Raw genomic sequence first — 15602 nt, 5'->3', positions numbered from 1 at the left:
CTTCCCTTCAAGTCCGGAAGACGGCATCCATCACTCTCCCCACCCCTCAAAGCCCTCGCTAGATCCCGAACTCCTCCAGCCGCCCCGCGATCGAGGCCGGCACCACCGCGGTGACGAGGATGTCGTTGTCTTCGTACTCGGTGGACAGGACTTTGGCATCGCGGTGCAGGACGCCGATGAGATCGGCACGGCTTTGCGGGATGCGGTATTTTTTCCGGCGCACGCGGTCGGCCATCACCTCGGAGCATTTGAGCAGCAGCGCCTCCATGCCCAGGCCGTTGGCGGCGGAGATGTGCAGGGCATCCGGATAAAGTCTCCGCAGTTCGGCAAGGCGCTCGGGTTCGGTGACCAGGTCGATCTTGTTCAGCGCGGTGATGGTGCGCTTGTCCGCCGCGCCGAGTTCGCCCAGCACCTTGAGTGTGGTCTCATGGAAACGCTCGATCTCCGGTGAGGTGGCATCGAGCACGTGGATCAGGAAATCCGCGAGCACCGCTTCTTCCAGCGTCGCCTTGAAGGCTTCCACCAGACGGTGCGGGAGGTTGCGCACGAAGCCGACGGTGTCCGTGATGAGGAGCGGCTGGCCGTCCGGCAGCTCGATCTTGCGCGTGGTGGTATCCAGCGTCGCGAAGAGCATGTCCTTCGCCATCACATCGGCACCGCTGAGCTTGTTGAGCAGAGTGGACTTGCCCGCGTTGGTGTAGCCGACAATGGCGGCATGCGGCGTCTCCATCTTCTCGCGCTCCTTGCGCTGTGTGGCGCGCTGCTTGCGCACGTCTTCCAGTTCGCGGCGGGCGCGGTCGATCCGGACATTCGCCATCCGGCGGTCCACCTCGATCTGCTTTTCACCCATGCCGCGCGAGGCACCGCCGCCGCCCACACCACCGCCGGAGCCGCCCTCGCGGTCGAGGTGACCCCACATGCGCGCCAACCGCGGCAGCGCGTACTGCATGCGGGCCAGCTCCACCTGCAGGCGGGCTTCCTTCGTCTGCGCGCGGCGGGCGAAGATATCGAGAATCACTTCCTCGCGATCGAGCACGGTCATGTCCGCGGCGCGCTCCCACTCACGTTGCTGGGAGGGTGCGAGCTGGTTGTCGAAGACGAGAACATCGCACTCGTGCGCCTTCGCCAGTTCCGCGATTTCCGCCGCCTTACCGGTGCCGCAGAGGAACTTCTTGTGCATCTCCCGGCTGCGCACGAGCAGCTTCTCCACCACGCCGATCCCCAGCGTGGAGACCAGCTCGCCCAACTCTTCCAGCAGGGCCTCGGATTCATCTTCCTCGCGCGGGTCGAAATACAGGCGCACCAGCAGCGCGCGCTCGACCATCTCGGGTTTCTCGCGGACTTCAAACATTCCGGAGGGAACTTGGCACCGCCGGGCCACGGATGCGAAGGGGAAAATCCAAGCGCTTCGTTCCATCCCGCCACGGCAGGCGCTTACAAAATCTCTCTAGCAGCCGTGGTTGTAATCCCCCGGACCACCCGCTACGCCTCGCCGCGCGCGATGGCAAAACCCGGATTAAGTGCGGAAGCGAGCCAACGAGCGGTTCCCGAAGTGAGGCTGGCAGGCCGTCTAGCCGATCTCTCGCTGGGGAAACAGATCTGGGTGCTCGCCTTCTGGCCACTCCTTGAGCAAGTCCTCGCCTTCTGCGTCGGCTTCACCGACCTGATCATCGCCGGCCGCATCGGCGATGGCAGCGACCGCGTGGCGATTCTCGATGCGATGGGCCTCGGGGGCTACGTCGGCTGGTTCTTCAATATCCTTCAGGGAGCCGTGGCCACCGGCGTCATGGCCCTGGTCTCCCGCGCCACCGGGGCCCGGGATACTCCCCTCGCCCGCCTCGGCTTGGGCCAGGGCCTCTGGCTCGGCATCGCCGCCGGACTGCTTTCCCTGCTCGCCCTCCATCTCGGCATCCCGGCATTGATCCAAGGCGTGGGCCTGAAGCCGGAGGCGGCGGCCCATGCGGAAAAGTTCCTGCGCATTCTCGCGATCTCCGGTCCCTTCAGCGGGGCCATGTTCGCCATCAATGCCGCCCTGCGCGGATCCGGCGATACCCGCACGCCCTTCATCGGCATGTGCGTGGTGAATCTGGTGAACATGGCCGTCTCCAGCCTGCTCGCCCTTGGCCCCGCCCCCTACGGTGGCCACGGGGTCGGCGGCATCGCCACCGGCACGGTCATCGGCTGGGCCTCCGGCCTGCTCACGGTGAGCCTGCTGCTGGCGCGGAAGAGCGGTGCGCTCTCCTGGACGCTCGCCGGGCTCCGGCCGCACTGGGAAACGATGAAGCGGATCATCCGCATCGGTGCGCCGCAGTCCTTCGAGATCGCCTTCATGTGGGGCATCCACGCTTACGGTATCCACGTCATCGCCACCCTGCCGGGCGAGGGCAATCTGGGCGCGCACATCCTGGCCATCCGGGTGGAGTCGATGAGCTTCCTGCCCGGCTGGGCGATCGCCACCGCAGGTGCCGCTCTCGTCGGACAGTATCTCGGTGCCGGGTCCAAGGAGATGGCCACCCGGGCGGTGCGCCTCTGTTGGAAGGTGGCCGCCACCCTGATGGGGGCGATCGGCATCATCTTCATCTTCGAGCGGGACCCGTTGATCGCCTTCATGGCCCCGGACAGCCCGGAGCTGCTGAAAATCGCTTCCCCCCTCGTCCTGATCTGCGCCGCCGCCCAGCCCTTCTTCGCCACCTGCATCATCCTGAAGACCTCCATGCGCGGCGCCGGCGCCACGAATATCGTGATGCGCTGGTCCTTCGGCAGCATGATCTTCTACCGGATCGGCATGCTCTGGCTGTTCAAGAACGAGCCTTGGTTCGACCTCCGCACCGTCTGGATCGTCTTCTCGCTGGATCTTTTCACCCAAGCTCTCGTCTTCGCCTGGGTCCATTTCCGCGGGAAATGGCTGGACGCGAAGGTGTAGGGCGACTTGACGAATCCCACCAAATGTCTATTCTAAATGTCTATGAAGGCGACATCGGTAGATCTCCGTTACCGGACCAAAGAGGTGCTCGCAGCGCTTGACCGCCGCGAAACCGTCAGTCTCCACGTCCGGGGTAAACTCCGGGGTTACATTGTTCCTGCCGAGAAAGGCAAATCCACGGTCAAGGCCGCAGATCATCCCTTCTTCGGATCGAGAGCCGACGACAAGGAGGACGTTTCCAAGCTGATGGACCGGCTACGGGCCCCCCGTCATCATGATATTTGACACCGATATCTTCATCTGGGCCCAGCGCGGCAATGCCGCGGCAGCGAAGCTAATCGATCAAGCGCCCCGGAGATTCATTTCCGCATTCTCGTGGATGGAGTTTCTCCAGTGCTCCCGGAATGCATCCGAACTCCGGCTCTCCAAAAAATTCCTTCTCGATCTGGACTTCGAAACGTTGCCGATAACCCCGGAGGCAAGTCATAGAGCCATGGTCTATGTGGAACAATTCTCCCTCTCCCACAATTTGCGAGCAGGAGACGCCTTGATCGCCGCGACCGCCGTCGAGTGGCAGCTCCCTCTTGCCACTTCCAACGCGAAGCACTTCAAGGTCATTCCATCTTTGGACCTTAAGGTATTTAAACCTCGTTAGTTGCCAAATCATCCCATTTACATCTCATGGCACAATGGGCACATGGTTACTCCGGGCATACTCACGCGACGAAGGTCGCGGACTGCGAATCTATCCTGCGCAAAGCCGTGGAAGAATTCAGCGCGAGCGAAGCGCCGGGGACACCACCGAATTTCTCCAAGATGGCCGCCCGGGTGTTGCAGGCCCGGCTGAAGTTGCTAGGGGCAACGCTTGCAAAACTCGAAGAGCCTCGAAGAGGAGAACCACCCCTAGAGAAAATCGACAAAATCGAAGAGAGGATCTTTGAGCTCGATTCCGGCGGGGTAGAGGCAATCCTCCGCGAATTTTCCGCACCGGAACTTTAACCCGTCAGGCTCAACTTCATGATCCGGGACGCTGTCACCCTGCCTCGACTCTGCCGGATCTTTTCGTGAAATCCCGGAATAAACCCGTAGTTTGCCACCCTCGGCCTGTGTTCCTTTCCCGTTGACGCCCCGAACCTGACGCACGACTCTCCGCGCCCCGATCCCATGTTCATCGACCACATCCGCATCTACGCCAAGGCCGGCGACGGCGGGAATGGAGCTGTCTCCTTCCGCCGGGAAAAGTACGTGCCCCGCGGCGGCCCGGATGGCGGCGATGGCGGCAAGGGCGGCGACATCATCCTGAAGGTGGACCCCTCCACCGACAACCTGCGCCAGTTCCACTACGATCCGAAGCTGATCGCGAAGAAGGGCAACAACGGCGCGGGCGTGCGCAAGACCGGCAAGGGCGGCGCGACCGTCATCGCCAAGGTGCCGCCCGGCACGGTCGTCTATCGCAGCAATGCGACCACCGTGCAGGAGGCCGTGGAATTCGAGCGCGGTGACGAAGGCATCGATCTGGAGCCGATCGCGGACCTGACCGAGTACGGCCAGGAATTCGTGCTTTGCAAGGGCGGCAAGGGCGGGATGGGCAACTCGAACTTCGCCACCCCGACGCACCGCACTCCGACCGAATCGACCCCGGGCGAAGAAGGTGAAGAAGGCGTCTTCTACCTCGAACTCCGCCGCATCGCGGATGCCGGTCTCGTCGGCTTCCCGAATGCCGGCAAGTCCACCCTGCTCGGCAAGCTTTCCCACGCCCACCCGAAGGTGGCCGCGTATCCCTTCACCACGCTCCAGCCGAGCGTGGGTGTCGTCGAGTTCGGCGGCTTCCGCCGCTGCACCGTGGCGGACATTCCGGGACTGATCGAAGGCGCGCACCAGAACCGCGGCCTCGGCCACGAGTTCCTGCGCCACATCACCCGCTGCCGCGTGCTGATCTTCGTGGTGGACATCGCCGGCAGCGAAGGCCGCGACCCGATCTCCGACATCCAGATCCTGCGCAAGGAGATCAGCGAGTACGATGAAGAGCTCGGCCGCTTCCCCTGGATGATCGTGGCCAACAAGATGGACATGGAAGGTGCCGAGGACAACCTGAAGGCCCTCGAGCAGCGCTTCCCGAAGGTGAAGGTCATCCCGATCTCCGCCGAGCTGGAAGAAGGTCTCGATGCGCTGAAGCTCTTCCTGAACGACGAGGTGGGCTACAAGGCTTGAGGCTTCGGCCCATGGAAGCGGGCCGCCAACTTGTAATGGCGGCTTCCGGCGCTCTTCCTAGGATCGCGCCACCATGAGCTTCTTCGACTTCTTCTTCCCGCAGGTCGCGCAGGCCAGCCATCTCCGCAGCATCGCCGAGACCCAGCGGCTTGAATCGATGCATGCCGCGCAGCAACGCTTCCGCGAGGAACGCGAGCGCCGCTGGGATGCCGCCAAGGACCGGAGCTTGGAGCAGCAGGTTGTGGAACTTCAGCGCGATCTCGGTCAGGCGGGATTGGTGATCGAGGCCTTGATCCAGCTTCTGGAGGAGAAAGGCAGCCTCAAGCGCGAGGAGATCGCACTGCGGGCGGCCACCGTCGATGCCGCCGATGGCGTGGCAGACGGACGGATCACGGAGCGCTCCCGCACTTTCCTGCCGAACCGGAAGTGGGACGAAGCAAAGTAGTCCCGAGCCGCAGGCTCCTTGGACTGCGTGCAGCCTGCTGCCGCTTTCGCGAACGCAGCCTGCTGCGGAGCACGGGTGATGATCCTCCCTCTCCGGGTCATCCCCGGCCTCGCCGATGCCGAGCTTCCCGACCAAGCAGGATCCGGGGGAAATTCGACACTCCCCCGCAGGATAACCCGCGACCTTCCCCGCGGCTTCACGGCAGCAGGGCTACCTGCCGAAAGCGGCAGCAGGCTGCACGCAGTCCAAGGCGGCTGCGCCGCGGATCAGCGCTGCCGGGCAGTTGTCGCTTGAGCTGCGGATCTTCCCTCAAGCCCCGCGCATCAGCGAGATCTCCGCGAGGCTCACCAGGCTCCGCCACAGCTCCTCGCGCGGCATCGTCTTGATCTGATCCACCTTCAAAGCGCGTTCCAGCGTGAAGCGCCCGGAGCGGGTCCGGCGCAGGGCGCTGAGGTGCGCGCCGCAACCGAGCTTGTCGCCGATGTCATGGGCATAAGTCCGCACGTAGAAGCCCTTCGAGCAATTTACGGTAAAGTCCACTTCCGGCAGCTCGATACGAGACACCTCGTACTTCGTGACCGTGACCGGGCGCGGCTGGCGTTCCACCTCCTGACCCTTGCGGGCCAGCTTGTAGAGAGGCACGCCATCCTTCTTGATCGCGGAAACCATCGGCGGAATCTGCTCGAAGGCACCGGTGAACTCGCCGAATGCAGCATCGATCTGCGCCGCAGTGAAGGCGGGAACCTCCTTCTCCTCCGTCACCTCGCCCTGCCGGTCCTGGGTGCTGGTCTTCTTACCCAGCGTGAGCGTGCCCTCGTACTCCTTGTCCTCGCTCATCAGGAGGTCCTGGATCTTCGTGGCGCGTTCCACCACCAGCATCAGCAGGCCCGTGGCCATGGGATCGAGCGTGCCGCAGTGGCCGATCTTCTTCGTGCCGAGCGCGCGGCGGGCAATGGCGACCACGTCGTGCGAGGTCATGTCGGGAGCCTTGTCCACCAGCAGCACGCCGCTGGGAACCACAGGCCCGGGATTCGGTCGGTTCATGTAGGAATAAAAATCGGATCGATCGGTTCAGGCGCCGGGCAGCGCGGCGCAGACCGCGGCCAGCACCTGTTGCTTCGCCTCCGCCAGCGGGCCCGCCATGCGGATGCCGGCTGCCAGCGCGTGGCCGCCTCCACCGAATTGGCCGCAGACATCGCTCGCGTCGATGCGCGGGTCCTTCGAGCGCATGGAGACGCGGATCTTGCCGCCGTCTAGCTCCTCGAAGAAGAGCGCCACGGTCACGCCCTCGATGGCGCGGATCATGTCGATCAGGCCCTCGCTATCCTCCGGCTTCAAGCCGAGGGAATCGCGGGTGGCGAGGGTGAGTTCCCAGTGGGCCACACGACCGCCACCGGTGAGTTCCAGCGTATTGAGCAGCGCGCGGGTCAACTCGACGCGGCGATAGGGGTGGCTATCGTAGGTCTGCGAGTTCATCTTTCCCACATCCAAGCCCCGCTTGATGAGGTCCGCAGCCATCAGATAGGTATCCGCAGTGGTGGAAGGATACTGGAAGGAGCCCGTATCGGTGGACACCGCCACGTAGATCGCATCCCGCGAGGCATCCGGCAGCGGCAGGTTCAGCGCGGTGATGAGCTTGTAGAGGATCTCACCGGTGGCCGGGCTGCTGGAGTCGATGTGGTTAACATCGCCGTAGCGCGGGTTCGACTTGTGGTGATCGATGTTGAGCCAGACCTTCGCCTTGGAAGCGGCATTCAGCGAGGCCTCGCCGAGGCGCGGCTTGGTCGCGGTATCGAGCGCGATTGCCACCTCGTAGTCTTCGAGCGGCTCGGTCGGCGGCAGCTCGATGCGGTCCGAGCCGGGCAGGAAGCGGAGGTTATCCGGCAGCCCGTCGTCATTGATCATGCGGACCCGGTTGCCCGCAGCCTCCAGCGCTAGGCCGAGGGCGAGCTGGGAACCGATGGCATCGCCATCCGGCCGCACATGGCTCATGATCACGAAGGAGTCGTAGCGCGCGAAGATCTCGCCGATCTGCTGGTAGCTTGCGTTCTCAGGCATGGTCGGGGCACCCGCCGTCCGCGGGGGCGGCGATTCTCACGATGAAACCGGACCGCGCAAGGACAAAGCGGACCCCGGGCAAGCGAGCGGCCCTAGCGCCGTGCTGCTTTCCCCGCGTCGCCTCCCGCCCGGGAACGTCGGTCATGAGCGACCGGGCAGGAGGCCGCTCGGGGAGGAAAGCGGTTTCGGGGAAATGGTCGGAAGCTCGCGGACCGAACTTCCGGGTCAAGTTACTGCTAGCATCGCCAAGCGGCCCGGGCTACCCCCCAAAGTACGGGGTGCGCCGCTACAAACCCCGCAGAATCACGGTTGGGGCCCCGCTTGTGGCAATTGTTTCACATCGTGGCCGTCCCCGTTCTTGAGCCGGGAGATCAGCTGCATCTGCGAGTGAACATCGAAGTGCCGGAAGATCTGCTTGATGTAGTCGTTCACGGTGTGAAGCGAGATTCCGAGGTCCCGGGCAATCTCCTTGCGCACCCGGCCATGGACCAATTGATTGAGAATCAAACGACAGCGCGGCGGCAGCTTCGGGATGTCGTGGACCACCGGATTCGGAGTGCTGGCCTCATGCAGCCATGCCACACCGGTCAGGATGATGTGCGCGATCCGCGCCTCCCGCTCCGTGAAAGGCGGAGCGGAGACCGGCCGGTAGAACCCGATGATGGTATTCCCCCTCCCCTCCAAGGGTCGGGCGCTCAAGATCAAGGGGCCGATATCCGCCGCCCGCCAGTAGGGCTCCGCCGGGGAACTCTCGAAACGCTGATCCGTCACGATGTGCTTGCGGAGCCGCGTGACGTGCGCGCCGGTCTGGATCAAGGCCTCGGCCAGCGGCGCGGTCATCGCCCCGGTATCCGTGTGCTCCACGGCCATCAGCAGGCGGCTCATCCGCTCCTCATCGAATCCGCCCAGATTCTGGAATAGATACACCGGTTGCTCCCCCGGCTTCAGCAAGGGCGCGAAACCCCACACCCAGCTATCCGTGCCGATCAGATGAGCGATCTCGCCCATCAGCTTCACCCGCTTGTCATCGAGCGTACCCTCCATGGTCACGATGTCCGCGAGGATGCGGACGACCTCGAGGAAATCACCCTCGGTGACCGGGGAATCTTGAAGGTTCATGGAAATAGCCGCGGCAGGCTAGCACCGGACGCAAATTCGGACAAGTCCCCGACCGGAAAGTCCGGCAGCACACTGCTAGATCGATCCCGGCTAGCGCCCCGCCCACTTCCGCACCGCTTCGATCAGGCCGGGGATATCGTGTTGTTTGGCTTCGAAGGCGGGCTCGATGCCCTGCTTGCGCAGCGCCTCGCTGGTCACGGGGCCGATGCTTCCAGCCACACAGCCCTCCGGCCATGGCAGGCCGAGCTTGAAGAAATTCTCCACGGTGGAGGCGGAGGTGAAGGTCACGAGGTCCGCGCCCTCCTCCTTGAGGCGGGCGGCGGCACCGGTGGAATCTTCCGTTTCCGGCACGGTCTTGTAGGCGATGCACTCGTCCACGATCGCGCCGAGCTTCACCAGCCCGTCGTAGATCACGTCGCGCGCTTCTTCCGCACGCACCCAGAGGATCGTGAGATTCTCGACCGACTCCTTCTCGAAAGCTTCGACGAGACCTTCCGCGACAAATTTCTCCGGGATGAGATCCACGGCGAAGCGATACTCCTTCACCTTCTGCGCGGTGCCGTTCCCGATCACCGCGATGCGCGGATTCCCCAAGCTACGAGCATCGGCGTACGTCGCGAAGAAGGCATCGAAGAATTTCTCCACACCGTTCGGGCTGGAGAAGACGAGCCAGTCGTATTCGTGCGAGTGGGTCACGCCCTCCGCAAAGCCGATCCGGTCATCCGGATACTCGATCCGGATCGTGGGCAGCTCGACCACATCCGCACCGAGATCCGCGAGGCCTTTGCTCAGGGCACCCGCTTGCTCGCGGGTGCGCGTCACCACGATCTTCTTGCCGAAGAGCGGGCGGGTCTCGAACCAGTTGATCTTTTCGCGCTCCGTGACCACACCGCCGATGACCGCCACGGCAGGCGAACCGAAGTCCGCTTTCTCCGCGATGTCCGCCATCGTGCCGATGGTGCCGGTGATCGTCTTCTGCGAGCCGGTGGTCGCCCAGCGCGTGAGCGCCATCGGTGTCGCGGCATCGGCACCGCCCGCGATCAGCGCGGAGGTGATCTCGCGCAGGCGCGCCACGCCCATCACGAAGACCTTCGTGCCCGGGGTCTTGGCCAAGTGCGCGTAGTCGATCGAGCTCTCACCCTTGGTCGGGTCCTCATGCCCGGTGAAAATCGTCAGCTGCGAACAGTGGTCGCGATGCGTCACCGGAATCCCGGCATAGGCCGGACCGCCGATGGTCGAGCTGATGCCCGGCACGATCTCGAAGGCCACGCCCGCTGCGGCTAGTTCCGCCGCTTCCTCGCCCCCACGGCCGAAGATCATCGGATCCCCGCCCTTGAGCCGGACCACGGTCTTGCCCGCCTGCGTCTTTTCTACGATCAGCGCATTGATCTCGTCCTGGGTCAGCGTGTGATCCTTCGCGCGCTTGCCCGCGTTGATCTTCTCGCAATCCTTCTTCGTCCAGCCGAGGATGACCGGACTACTAAGGGCATCGTAGACCAACACGTCGGCACGCTCGACGAGCTCCTTGGCGCGCAGCGTCAGCAGTCCCGGATCCCCGGGGCCCGCGCCGACCAGATAGCAGATTCCCGCCTTGCTCATGCCAGTGAATGGAAAAGTTCCGCCGCCACCGCCAGAGGATCGCTACCGCTCGCACTGCCTTTCTTCGGCTCCCCGCCTTGATCCGGGAAGACGCGCGCATCCATCTTCAGGGTGCCGCCATCGTAGGTGGTGTAGACCCCCACCGGCGTGCTGCAGCCGCCTTCCAGCAGGCGCAGGAATTCACGCTCTGCACGCACGCGGGCGAAGGTATCCGCATCCCGGATGCTACCGACCAGCGCTGCCGCTGCGGCATCGCCCTTGCGGATCTCCAGGCCGATCGCTCCCTGGCCCGCCGCCGGATAAAAGCTGTCCTCCTTCAGCGGCGTGAAATTCAGCGTCGAACCGAACACGATGGCCGGCTTCGACATGCGGTAACCGAGGCGCACCAGCCCGGCCTCTGCCAGCAGCAGGGCATCGCACACACTGTCGGCGAGCTTCTTCAGGCGGGTCGGCACATTGCCACGCAGATCGACCACGCGCAGGTCCGGGCGCAGCCATTCCAGCTGCTTGGCCCGGCGCACGCTGCTGGTGCCGACCACCGATCCCGCGGGCAGCCCTTCGAGTCCGCCCAGGGTCTTCGTCACCAGCACGTCGCGGATCGGCGCGCGGGTCAGCACGCCCGCGATCTCGAATCCGTCATCGAGCACCGTCGGCACGTCCTTGAGCGAGTGAACCGCGATGTCGATCTCACCGGCCTTGAGGGCTTCCTCCAGCTCCTTCGTGAAGATCCCCTTGTCCGTGCCCTCCGCCTTCGCCACTTGGGCGAGCGCCACATCCGTGCGGCGGTCACCGGTGGTGCGGATCACCCGGCGCGAGAGGCGCAGCTCGGGGAAAGCCAAGGACAAGGCGCGCTCGACGGCGGCGGACTGCACCAGCGCGAGATCACTCCCGCGGGTGCCGATGGTGGTGTGTTGGATCTCTTCGCTCACGTGCCGGGTAAATTCAGCTTCTTCAGTTCCTCTTCGATGATGCGGTCGCACTCGGCGATCTGCCGTTCGCGCCTCACGCGCGCTTCTCCGGCCAGTTGTTCGAGGGTGTCGATGTCGTAGAGGTAAACTTCCTCGATCTCCCCGCAGGCCGGATCAATGTCGCGCGGCACGGCGATGTCGATCAGGAACAGCGGGCGGAACTTCCGCACCCGCCGGACCGATTCGATGTGATGCGGCAAGACCACGGGATGCGGCGCGCTGGTTGAGGAGATGACCACATCCACCCCCGCGAGCACGGCCTGCCATTCATCGAAATGAACGGCCCGCCCTCCCATCTCTTCGGCCAGGCCCACGGCCTTGTCGTAAGAGCGGTTCGTCACGAAGACGGTCGAGGCACCGCGCGAGACGAGCGCTTGGGCGGTCTGGCGGCTCATCTCGCCCGCGCCGATGACAATCACGCGGCACCCGGCGAGCTTGCCGAAAATCTTCTCCGCCAGCTCGACGGCGGCTCCGGCCACCGAGGTGGCACCTTCCTGGATTCGGGTATCGGTGCGGACCCGCTTGCCCACGCCGAAGGCGCGCTGGAAGAGGCGGTTCAGCACTCCGGCCGTGGCCCCGGCATCAAGCGCCTGGCGGTAAGCGTCCTTTGTCTGGCCGAAGATCTCGGTCTCCCCGAGCACCATCGAGTCCAGCCCGCTCACCACCCGGCACAGATGCTTGGCGGCATCAATGCGGTGGTGCTCGTACCAGTGCGGATCGGACTCCGCACCGTGCTGCGCGGCCAGCTTGCGGCGCAGCTCGGCGGCGGCTTCACCGGCATGTTCCCCGGCGATGTAGAATTCGGTGCGGTTGCAAGTGGAGAGCACCACGCCCTCTTCCAGCCCGGAGATCGCCAGCAGCTCCTTGGCCGAAACCCCGAGCTTCCCAGAAGGCACGGCGAAGCGCTCGCGGACCTCCACGGGCGCGGTGCGGTGATTCAGGCCGACACAGACGAGTTCCATTCAGACTAGGGCGAAAACCGAAAGCGAACCGACGAACAAAACCACTGCGACCACCGCCGTCTTGCGGCCGGTCAGCCCCCTCACCTGCCGCACTCCCAACAGGAGTCCGTACCCGATCCAGACCACACAAGCCGCCACGAGGTGCGCGGTGCCTCCCTGCCGCGGCATCATGAAGCCTGCCACCACGCCGACGCTCAAAAGCGCCAATCCGATCCACAGCAGGCGCACCATCGATTTCAAAAGCTCCCGCACCGGAGGAAGATTCCGGAACAGGCCGGACTGCAAGTGGTGATCCTTCAACTGCCGGTCCAGCACCAGGAACATCACCCCCGCCACGGCGGCCAGCGCCAGCGCGCCGTAGGAAAGCACGGACATGGCGGCATGCGTCTCCCGCCACGGATCGGTTGCCGGCACCCGCATCGGGTTGGTATCCCAGACCCCGGGCAGCAGCGCCAGAATCTGGAAGATGGTGACCAGCGGTGCCGTGAAAACGCCGAGCAGCGAGAGCCGGTAGGTCGGTCCCACCGCCAGGTAGAAAAGCGTGAGCGACCAGCTCAGGAAGGCCATGATCTCGCTGATGCCCACCAGCGGGCAGGCCCCGCGGGCTTGGCCGCGGTAGTAGAGGAAGCCCATCTGCGCCGCGAAGGCCGCGATCATCCAGATCACCGTCCAGCGGCTGCGCGTGCCCTTGTGCACCGTCCACATGCCGGTGATCCCGCCCACGGCTGCGAGGGCGGTCGCGGCAATGAGAAACCAGCGGTCCACGCCCTCCCTGTGGCCCCCAATCGCCTCCCACGCAAGCCCTCAATCCGTTTACCACGGGCGGGGAATCACGAGTGCCGCCGGATAAGAAAGACACGGGGCGCGAGACGCACCCCCTCCTTGTCTCACAATCCCCCCAAAAACCGCAGCACGGTCCGCCCGGTCTGCTCCAAGGCCTCGGCATCGATCACCTCCAAGGTGTCCCCGGCTTGGTGCCAGTAGGGCATATTCTGGAAATCCCCGATCAGGTGCAGGGTCTCCAGCCCGCCGCCCTGCAGGGGCAGGTGGTCGTCGATGATCTGCCCAGGATAGGGCTTGAGCTCCAAACCGCTGTCCTTCGCCGCCTTCACCACCGCTTGGGCGAAGCGCTCCGGGGCATCGAGATTGTATTGGATCGGGTGATCCTTGTCCCCCACCAGATCGATCACCACACCCACCGAGGGCCAGGTGCTCCGCTTGGCGATCTCCTTCGCGTAATGCTTGCTGCCGTAGAGACCGTCCGTATGCGTGAGGTTCGCGAGGAAGGCTTCCTCGCCGTCGAAGAGGACCAGTTCCACCTGCGCCGCCGCGGCCGGATCGGTCGCCAGCACCCGCGCCATTTCCATGATCACGCCGGTCGAGGACCCGCCGTCATTCGCACCGGTGAAGCGGAAGGCTTGGATGTCCTTGCTGTCCAAGTGCCCGCCGATCACCGCCGGCACGGACTTGGTCCAATCCGCCGCACCATGACGGGCCAGCAGGTTCGTGAAATTCACCGGACCCTTCGGTGTGGCGCGGGTGAAGGTCTGGCGGGCGGTGGTCCAGCCGAGCTTGGCATACTCCGCCTCCAGATAATCGAGCGCCTTCATGTAGCCCGCGCTCGCAGGCGGGCGCGGGCCGATCTCGTCCAGCGCCTTCACATGCGCATAGGCATTCTGCCCGGAGAACTGCGCGGCCAAGTCGGCCTTGATCGCCACGAGACTGACGCGAGCCCCCGGCGCAGGCGGCACCGGTGCGGACTTCTCCTTCAGGAAGAACCATGCCCCGGCCGCGAGGACCACCAGCAGCAGCAATACGATCGGAGCGCGCTTCACGGGGAAGAGACTCAAGACGGGAAGACGACAGACACAAGACCGGAAAAATGGCCTGCGCCGAGAACACCTCCGAACAACGCTAAACCCCTCAAGTCTTGGGTCTTGCGTCTTTCAATCTTGCTTCTCCATTCACATTTCCCCCACGCCGAGCAGCTCCAGGATGCGCTGCAGGTCGTCGTCGCCGTAGTATTCCAGCTCGATCTTCCCCTTCTTCGCGCCGTGATGGATCATCACGTGGGTCGCAAAGCGGTCGCGCAGCTTGTTCTGCAGCGCGCGCATGTGGGCATCCGGAGCGGCGGGAGAGGACGCGGCGGCAATCGGCTTGGCCGCATCCGCAGCGGCGGCGGCAGGATCGAAGGTCTGGGCCAGCTTCTCCGCGGCGCGGACGTTCAGCTTTTTGCGCAGGATCTGGTCGGAGGCCAAGAGCTGGGCGCTCTTGTCCTTGATCGAGAGGATCGCCTTACCGTGGCCTACGGTCAGTTGGCCTTGAGCCACCATGAGCTGCACGTCCGGGTGCAGGTCCAGCAAGCGCATCGCATTCGCCACGCTGGCGCGGGACTTACCCACGCGCGCGGCGATCTCTTCCTGCTTCATCGAGAACTCCTTCGCCAGGCGCACATAGCCGGCGGCTTCTTCGATCGCGTTGAGATCCTCGCGCTGGAGGTTCTCGATCAGGGCCATCTCCAGGACATCGCGGTCCGAGGCCTCGCGCTCGATCACCGGCACCGTGGCCAGCCCGAGCTTCTTGGAAGCGCGCCAGCGGCGCTCACCGGCGATCAGTTCGAACTTCCCGTCCACCGGCCGTACGATCAGCGGCTGGATGATCCCGTGCTGGCGGATCGACTCCATCAGCTCGTCGAGCGGCGTGTCGATGAAATGGGTACGGGGCTGGAGCGGGCTCGGGACGACGAGATCAATCGCTACCTCGCGGGCGCGGCCGTGGCCATCCACTGAAGCCGCAGCGTCCGGGGAGGTGCTGCCAGGTTGTTTGCGGATCAGGGCGCCGAGCCCCTTTCCAAGTGCCGGTTTGGACATGGGGCGCGGAGCCTGACAAAGCCCCCCCCGGAAGCAAAGCGGATTCCCCCTCGCTCCCTGAAATTTTAAAATTTGCGCTTAGAGCTTGCTGACTTCCGACGAGTGTGTGTCTCCCCCGGAAAAAATCTCAGCGCGCGCCGAGGCGAAGCAAGGTTTCCACCGCATCGCCAAAGGTTTGGATCTTCTCCGCATCCTCATCGCGGATCGAGAGATTGAACTCCTCTTCCATGGCCATGATCAATTCGACGATATCGAGATCGTCGGCACCGAGGTCTTTCCGCAAGCCCGCCTCGGGCACCACCTTGTCCGGCGAGACATCCAGTTGCTTTACGATCAGATCGCGCAGCTTGGCCATCACCTTGCCGGTGCGCGGATCGATCGCGGCGAGTTCGCTCACGGTCGGCACGTCGGTGGAATGAATCGGACCCTCGCCGGTCTTGCGCGGCG

17 protein-coding genes are annotated in these 15602 nt (G+C 64.4%); 6 read left to right on the top strand and 11 right to left on the bottom strand.

The features are described 5' to 3' along the window. Positions 1–58: 58 nt before the first annotated feature. Positions 59–1351, bottom strand: coding sequence for a GTPase HflX (gene hflX / locus OJ996_RS21770; RefSeq protein ID WP_264515804.1), 1293 nt, complete (start codon positions 1349–1351; stop codon positions 59–61). A gap of 150 nt (positions 1352–1501) precedes the next feature. On the opposite strand from hflX, the gene OJ996_RS21765 reads away from it, so the two are divergent. The 6 genes from OJ996_RS21765 to OJ996_RS21745 all read left to right on the top strand — a co-directional run bounded on the left by OJ996_RS21765 (position 1502) and on the right by OJ996_RS21745 (position 5579). Continuing rightward, entirely contained in the window at positions 1502–2923 is a 1422-nt protein-coding gene (locus OJ996_RS21765) for an MATE family efflux transporter (protein WP_264515803.1), read from the top strand. Between the two features lie 42 nt (positions 2924–2965). Then, positions 2966–3208, top strand: coding sequence for a hypothetical protein (locus tag OJ996_RS21760; RefSeq protein ID WP_264515802.1), 243 nt, complete (start codon positions 2966–2968; stop codon positions 3206–3208). Continuing rightward, a complete protein-coding gene (locus tag OJ996_RS26460) occupies positions 3198–3578 on the top strand; it encodes a type II toxin-antitoxin system VapC family toxin (RefSeq protein ID WP_345783800.1) in 381 nt (126 codons plus the stop codon). Before OJ996_RS21760 ends, OJ996_RS26460 begins: the two co-directional genes overlap by 11 nt. A gap of 107 nt (positions 3579–3685) precedes the next feature. Beyond that, entirely contained in the window at positions 3686–3922 is a 237-nt protein-coding gene (locus OJ996_RS21755; protein ID WP_264515801.1) for a hypothetical protein, read from the top strand. 165 nt (positions 3923–4087) lie between these two features. Further along, positions 4088–5134, top strand: a complete 1047-nt coding sequence (obgE, locus tag OJ996_RS21750; RefSeq protein ID WP_264515800.1) for a GTPase ObgE — start codon at positions 4088–4090, stop codon at positions 5132–5134. Between the two features lie 73 nt (positions 5135–5207). Then, positions 5208–5579: a hypothetical protein gene (locus OJ996_RS21745; RefSeq protein WP_264515799.1), complete on the top strand. Its 372-nt coding sequence runs from the start codon at positions 5208–5210 to the stop codon at positions 5577–5579. 309 nt (positions 5580–5888) lie between these two features. Here OJ996_RS21745 and truB read toward each other — a convergent pair whose 3' ends face one another. From truB to acpP, 10 genes are all read right to left on the bottom strand, one after another. Continuing rightward, on the bottom strand, positions 5889–6623 hold the full coding sequence (gene truB / locus OJ996_RS21740; protein ID WP_264515798.1) for a tRNA pseudouridine(55) synthase TruB: 735 nt from the start codon (positions 6621–6623) through the stop codon (positions 5889–5891). Positions 6624–6650: 27 nt separating this feature from the next. Further along, entirely contained in the window at positions 6651–7637 is a 987-nt protein-coding gene (locus OJ996_RS21735; protein ID WP_264515797.1) for a DHH family phosphoesterase, read from the bottom strand. 303 nt (positions 7638–7940) lie between these two features. Continuing rightward, positions 7941–8756 carry a helix-turn-helix transcriptional regulator gene (locus OJ996_RS21730; protein WP_264515795.1) on the bottom strand — a complete coding sequence of 272 codons (816 nt, stop codon included), beginning with the start codon at positions 8754–8756 and terminating at the stop codon, positions 7941–7943. 90 nt (positions 8757–8846) lie between these two features. Continuing rightward, on the bottom strand, positions 8847–10355 hold the full coding sequence (gene cobA, locus OJ996_RS21725) for a uroporphyrinogen-III C-methyltransferase (RefSeq protein WP_264515794.1): 1509 nt from the start codon (positions 10353–10355) through the stop codon (positions 8847–8849). Next, positions 10352–11284 (bottom strand): hydroxymethylbilane synthase, encoded by a 933-nt coding sequence (gene hemC, locus OJ996_RS21720; protein WP_264515793.1) that lies wholly within the window; start codon positions 11282–11284, stop codon positions 10352–10354. The genes cobA and hemC overlap by 4 nt, the downstream gene beginning before the upstream one ends. Continuing rightward, positions 11281–12285 (bottom strand): glutamyl-tRNA reductase, encoded by a 1005-nt coding sequence (gene hemA / locus OJ996_RS21715; protein WP_264515792.1) that lies wholly within the window; start codon positions 12283–12285, stop codon positions 11281–11283. Before hemA ends, hemC begins: the two co-directional genes overlap by 4 nt. After that, the gene (ccsA, locus tag OJ996_RS21710; protein ID WP_264515791.1) at positions 12286–13050 is read right to left on the bottom strand and encodes a cytochrome c biogenesis protein CcsA; all 765 of its coding nucleotides are present in this window, start codon (positions 13048–13050) and stop codon (positions 12286–12288) included. It abuts the gene before it with no gap. A gap of 122 nt (positions 13051–13172) precedes the next feature. Continuing rightward, the gene (locus OJ996_RS21705; protein WP_264515790.1) at positions 13173–14135 is read right to left on the bottom strand and encodes a M28 family peptidase; all 963 of its coding nucleotides are present in this window, start codon (positions 14133–14135) and stop codon (positions 13173–13175) included. A 114-nt stretch (positions 14136–14249) separates the two neighbouring features. Further along, entirely contained in the window at positions 14250–15155 is a 906-nt protein-coding gene (locus tag OJ996_RS21700; protein ID WP_264515789.1) for a ParB/RepB/Spo0J family partition protein, read from the bottom strand. 127 nt (positions 15156–15282) lie between these two features. Next, positions 15283–15510, bottom strand: coding sequence for an acyl carrier protein (acpP, locus tag OJ996_RS21695; protein WP_264515844.1), 228 nt, complete (start codon positions 15508–15510; stop codon positions 15283–15285). Between the last annotated feature and the right edge of the window lie 92 nt (positions 15511–15602).

It is taken from the genome of Luteolibacter rhizosphaerae, from assembly GCF_025950095.1.
In the GTDB taxonomy this organism is placed as follows: domain Bacteria; phylum Verrucomicrobiota; class Verrucomicrobiia; order Verrucomicrobiales; family Akkermansiaceae; genus Haloferula; species Haloferula rhizosphaerae.
Note: the sequence above shows the minus strand (reverse complement) of the source record. Positions and strands in the feature narration are given on the sequence as shown.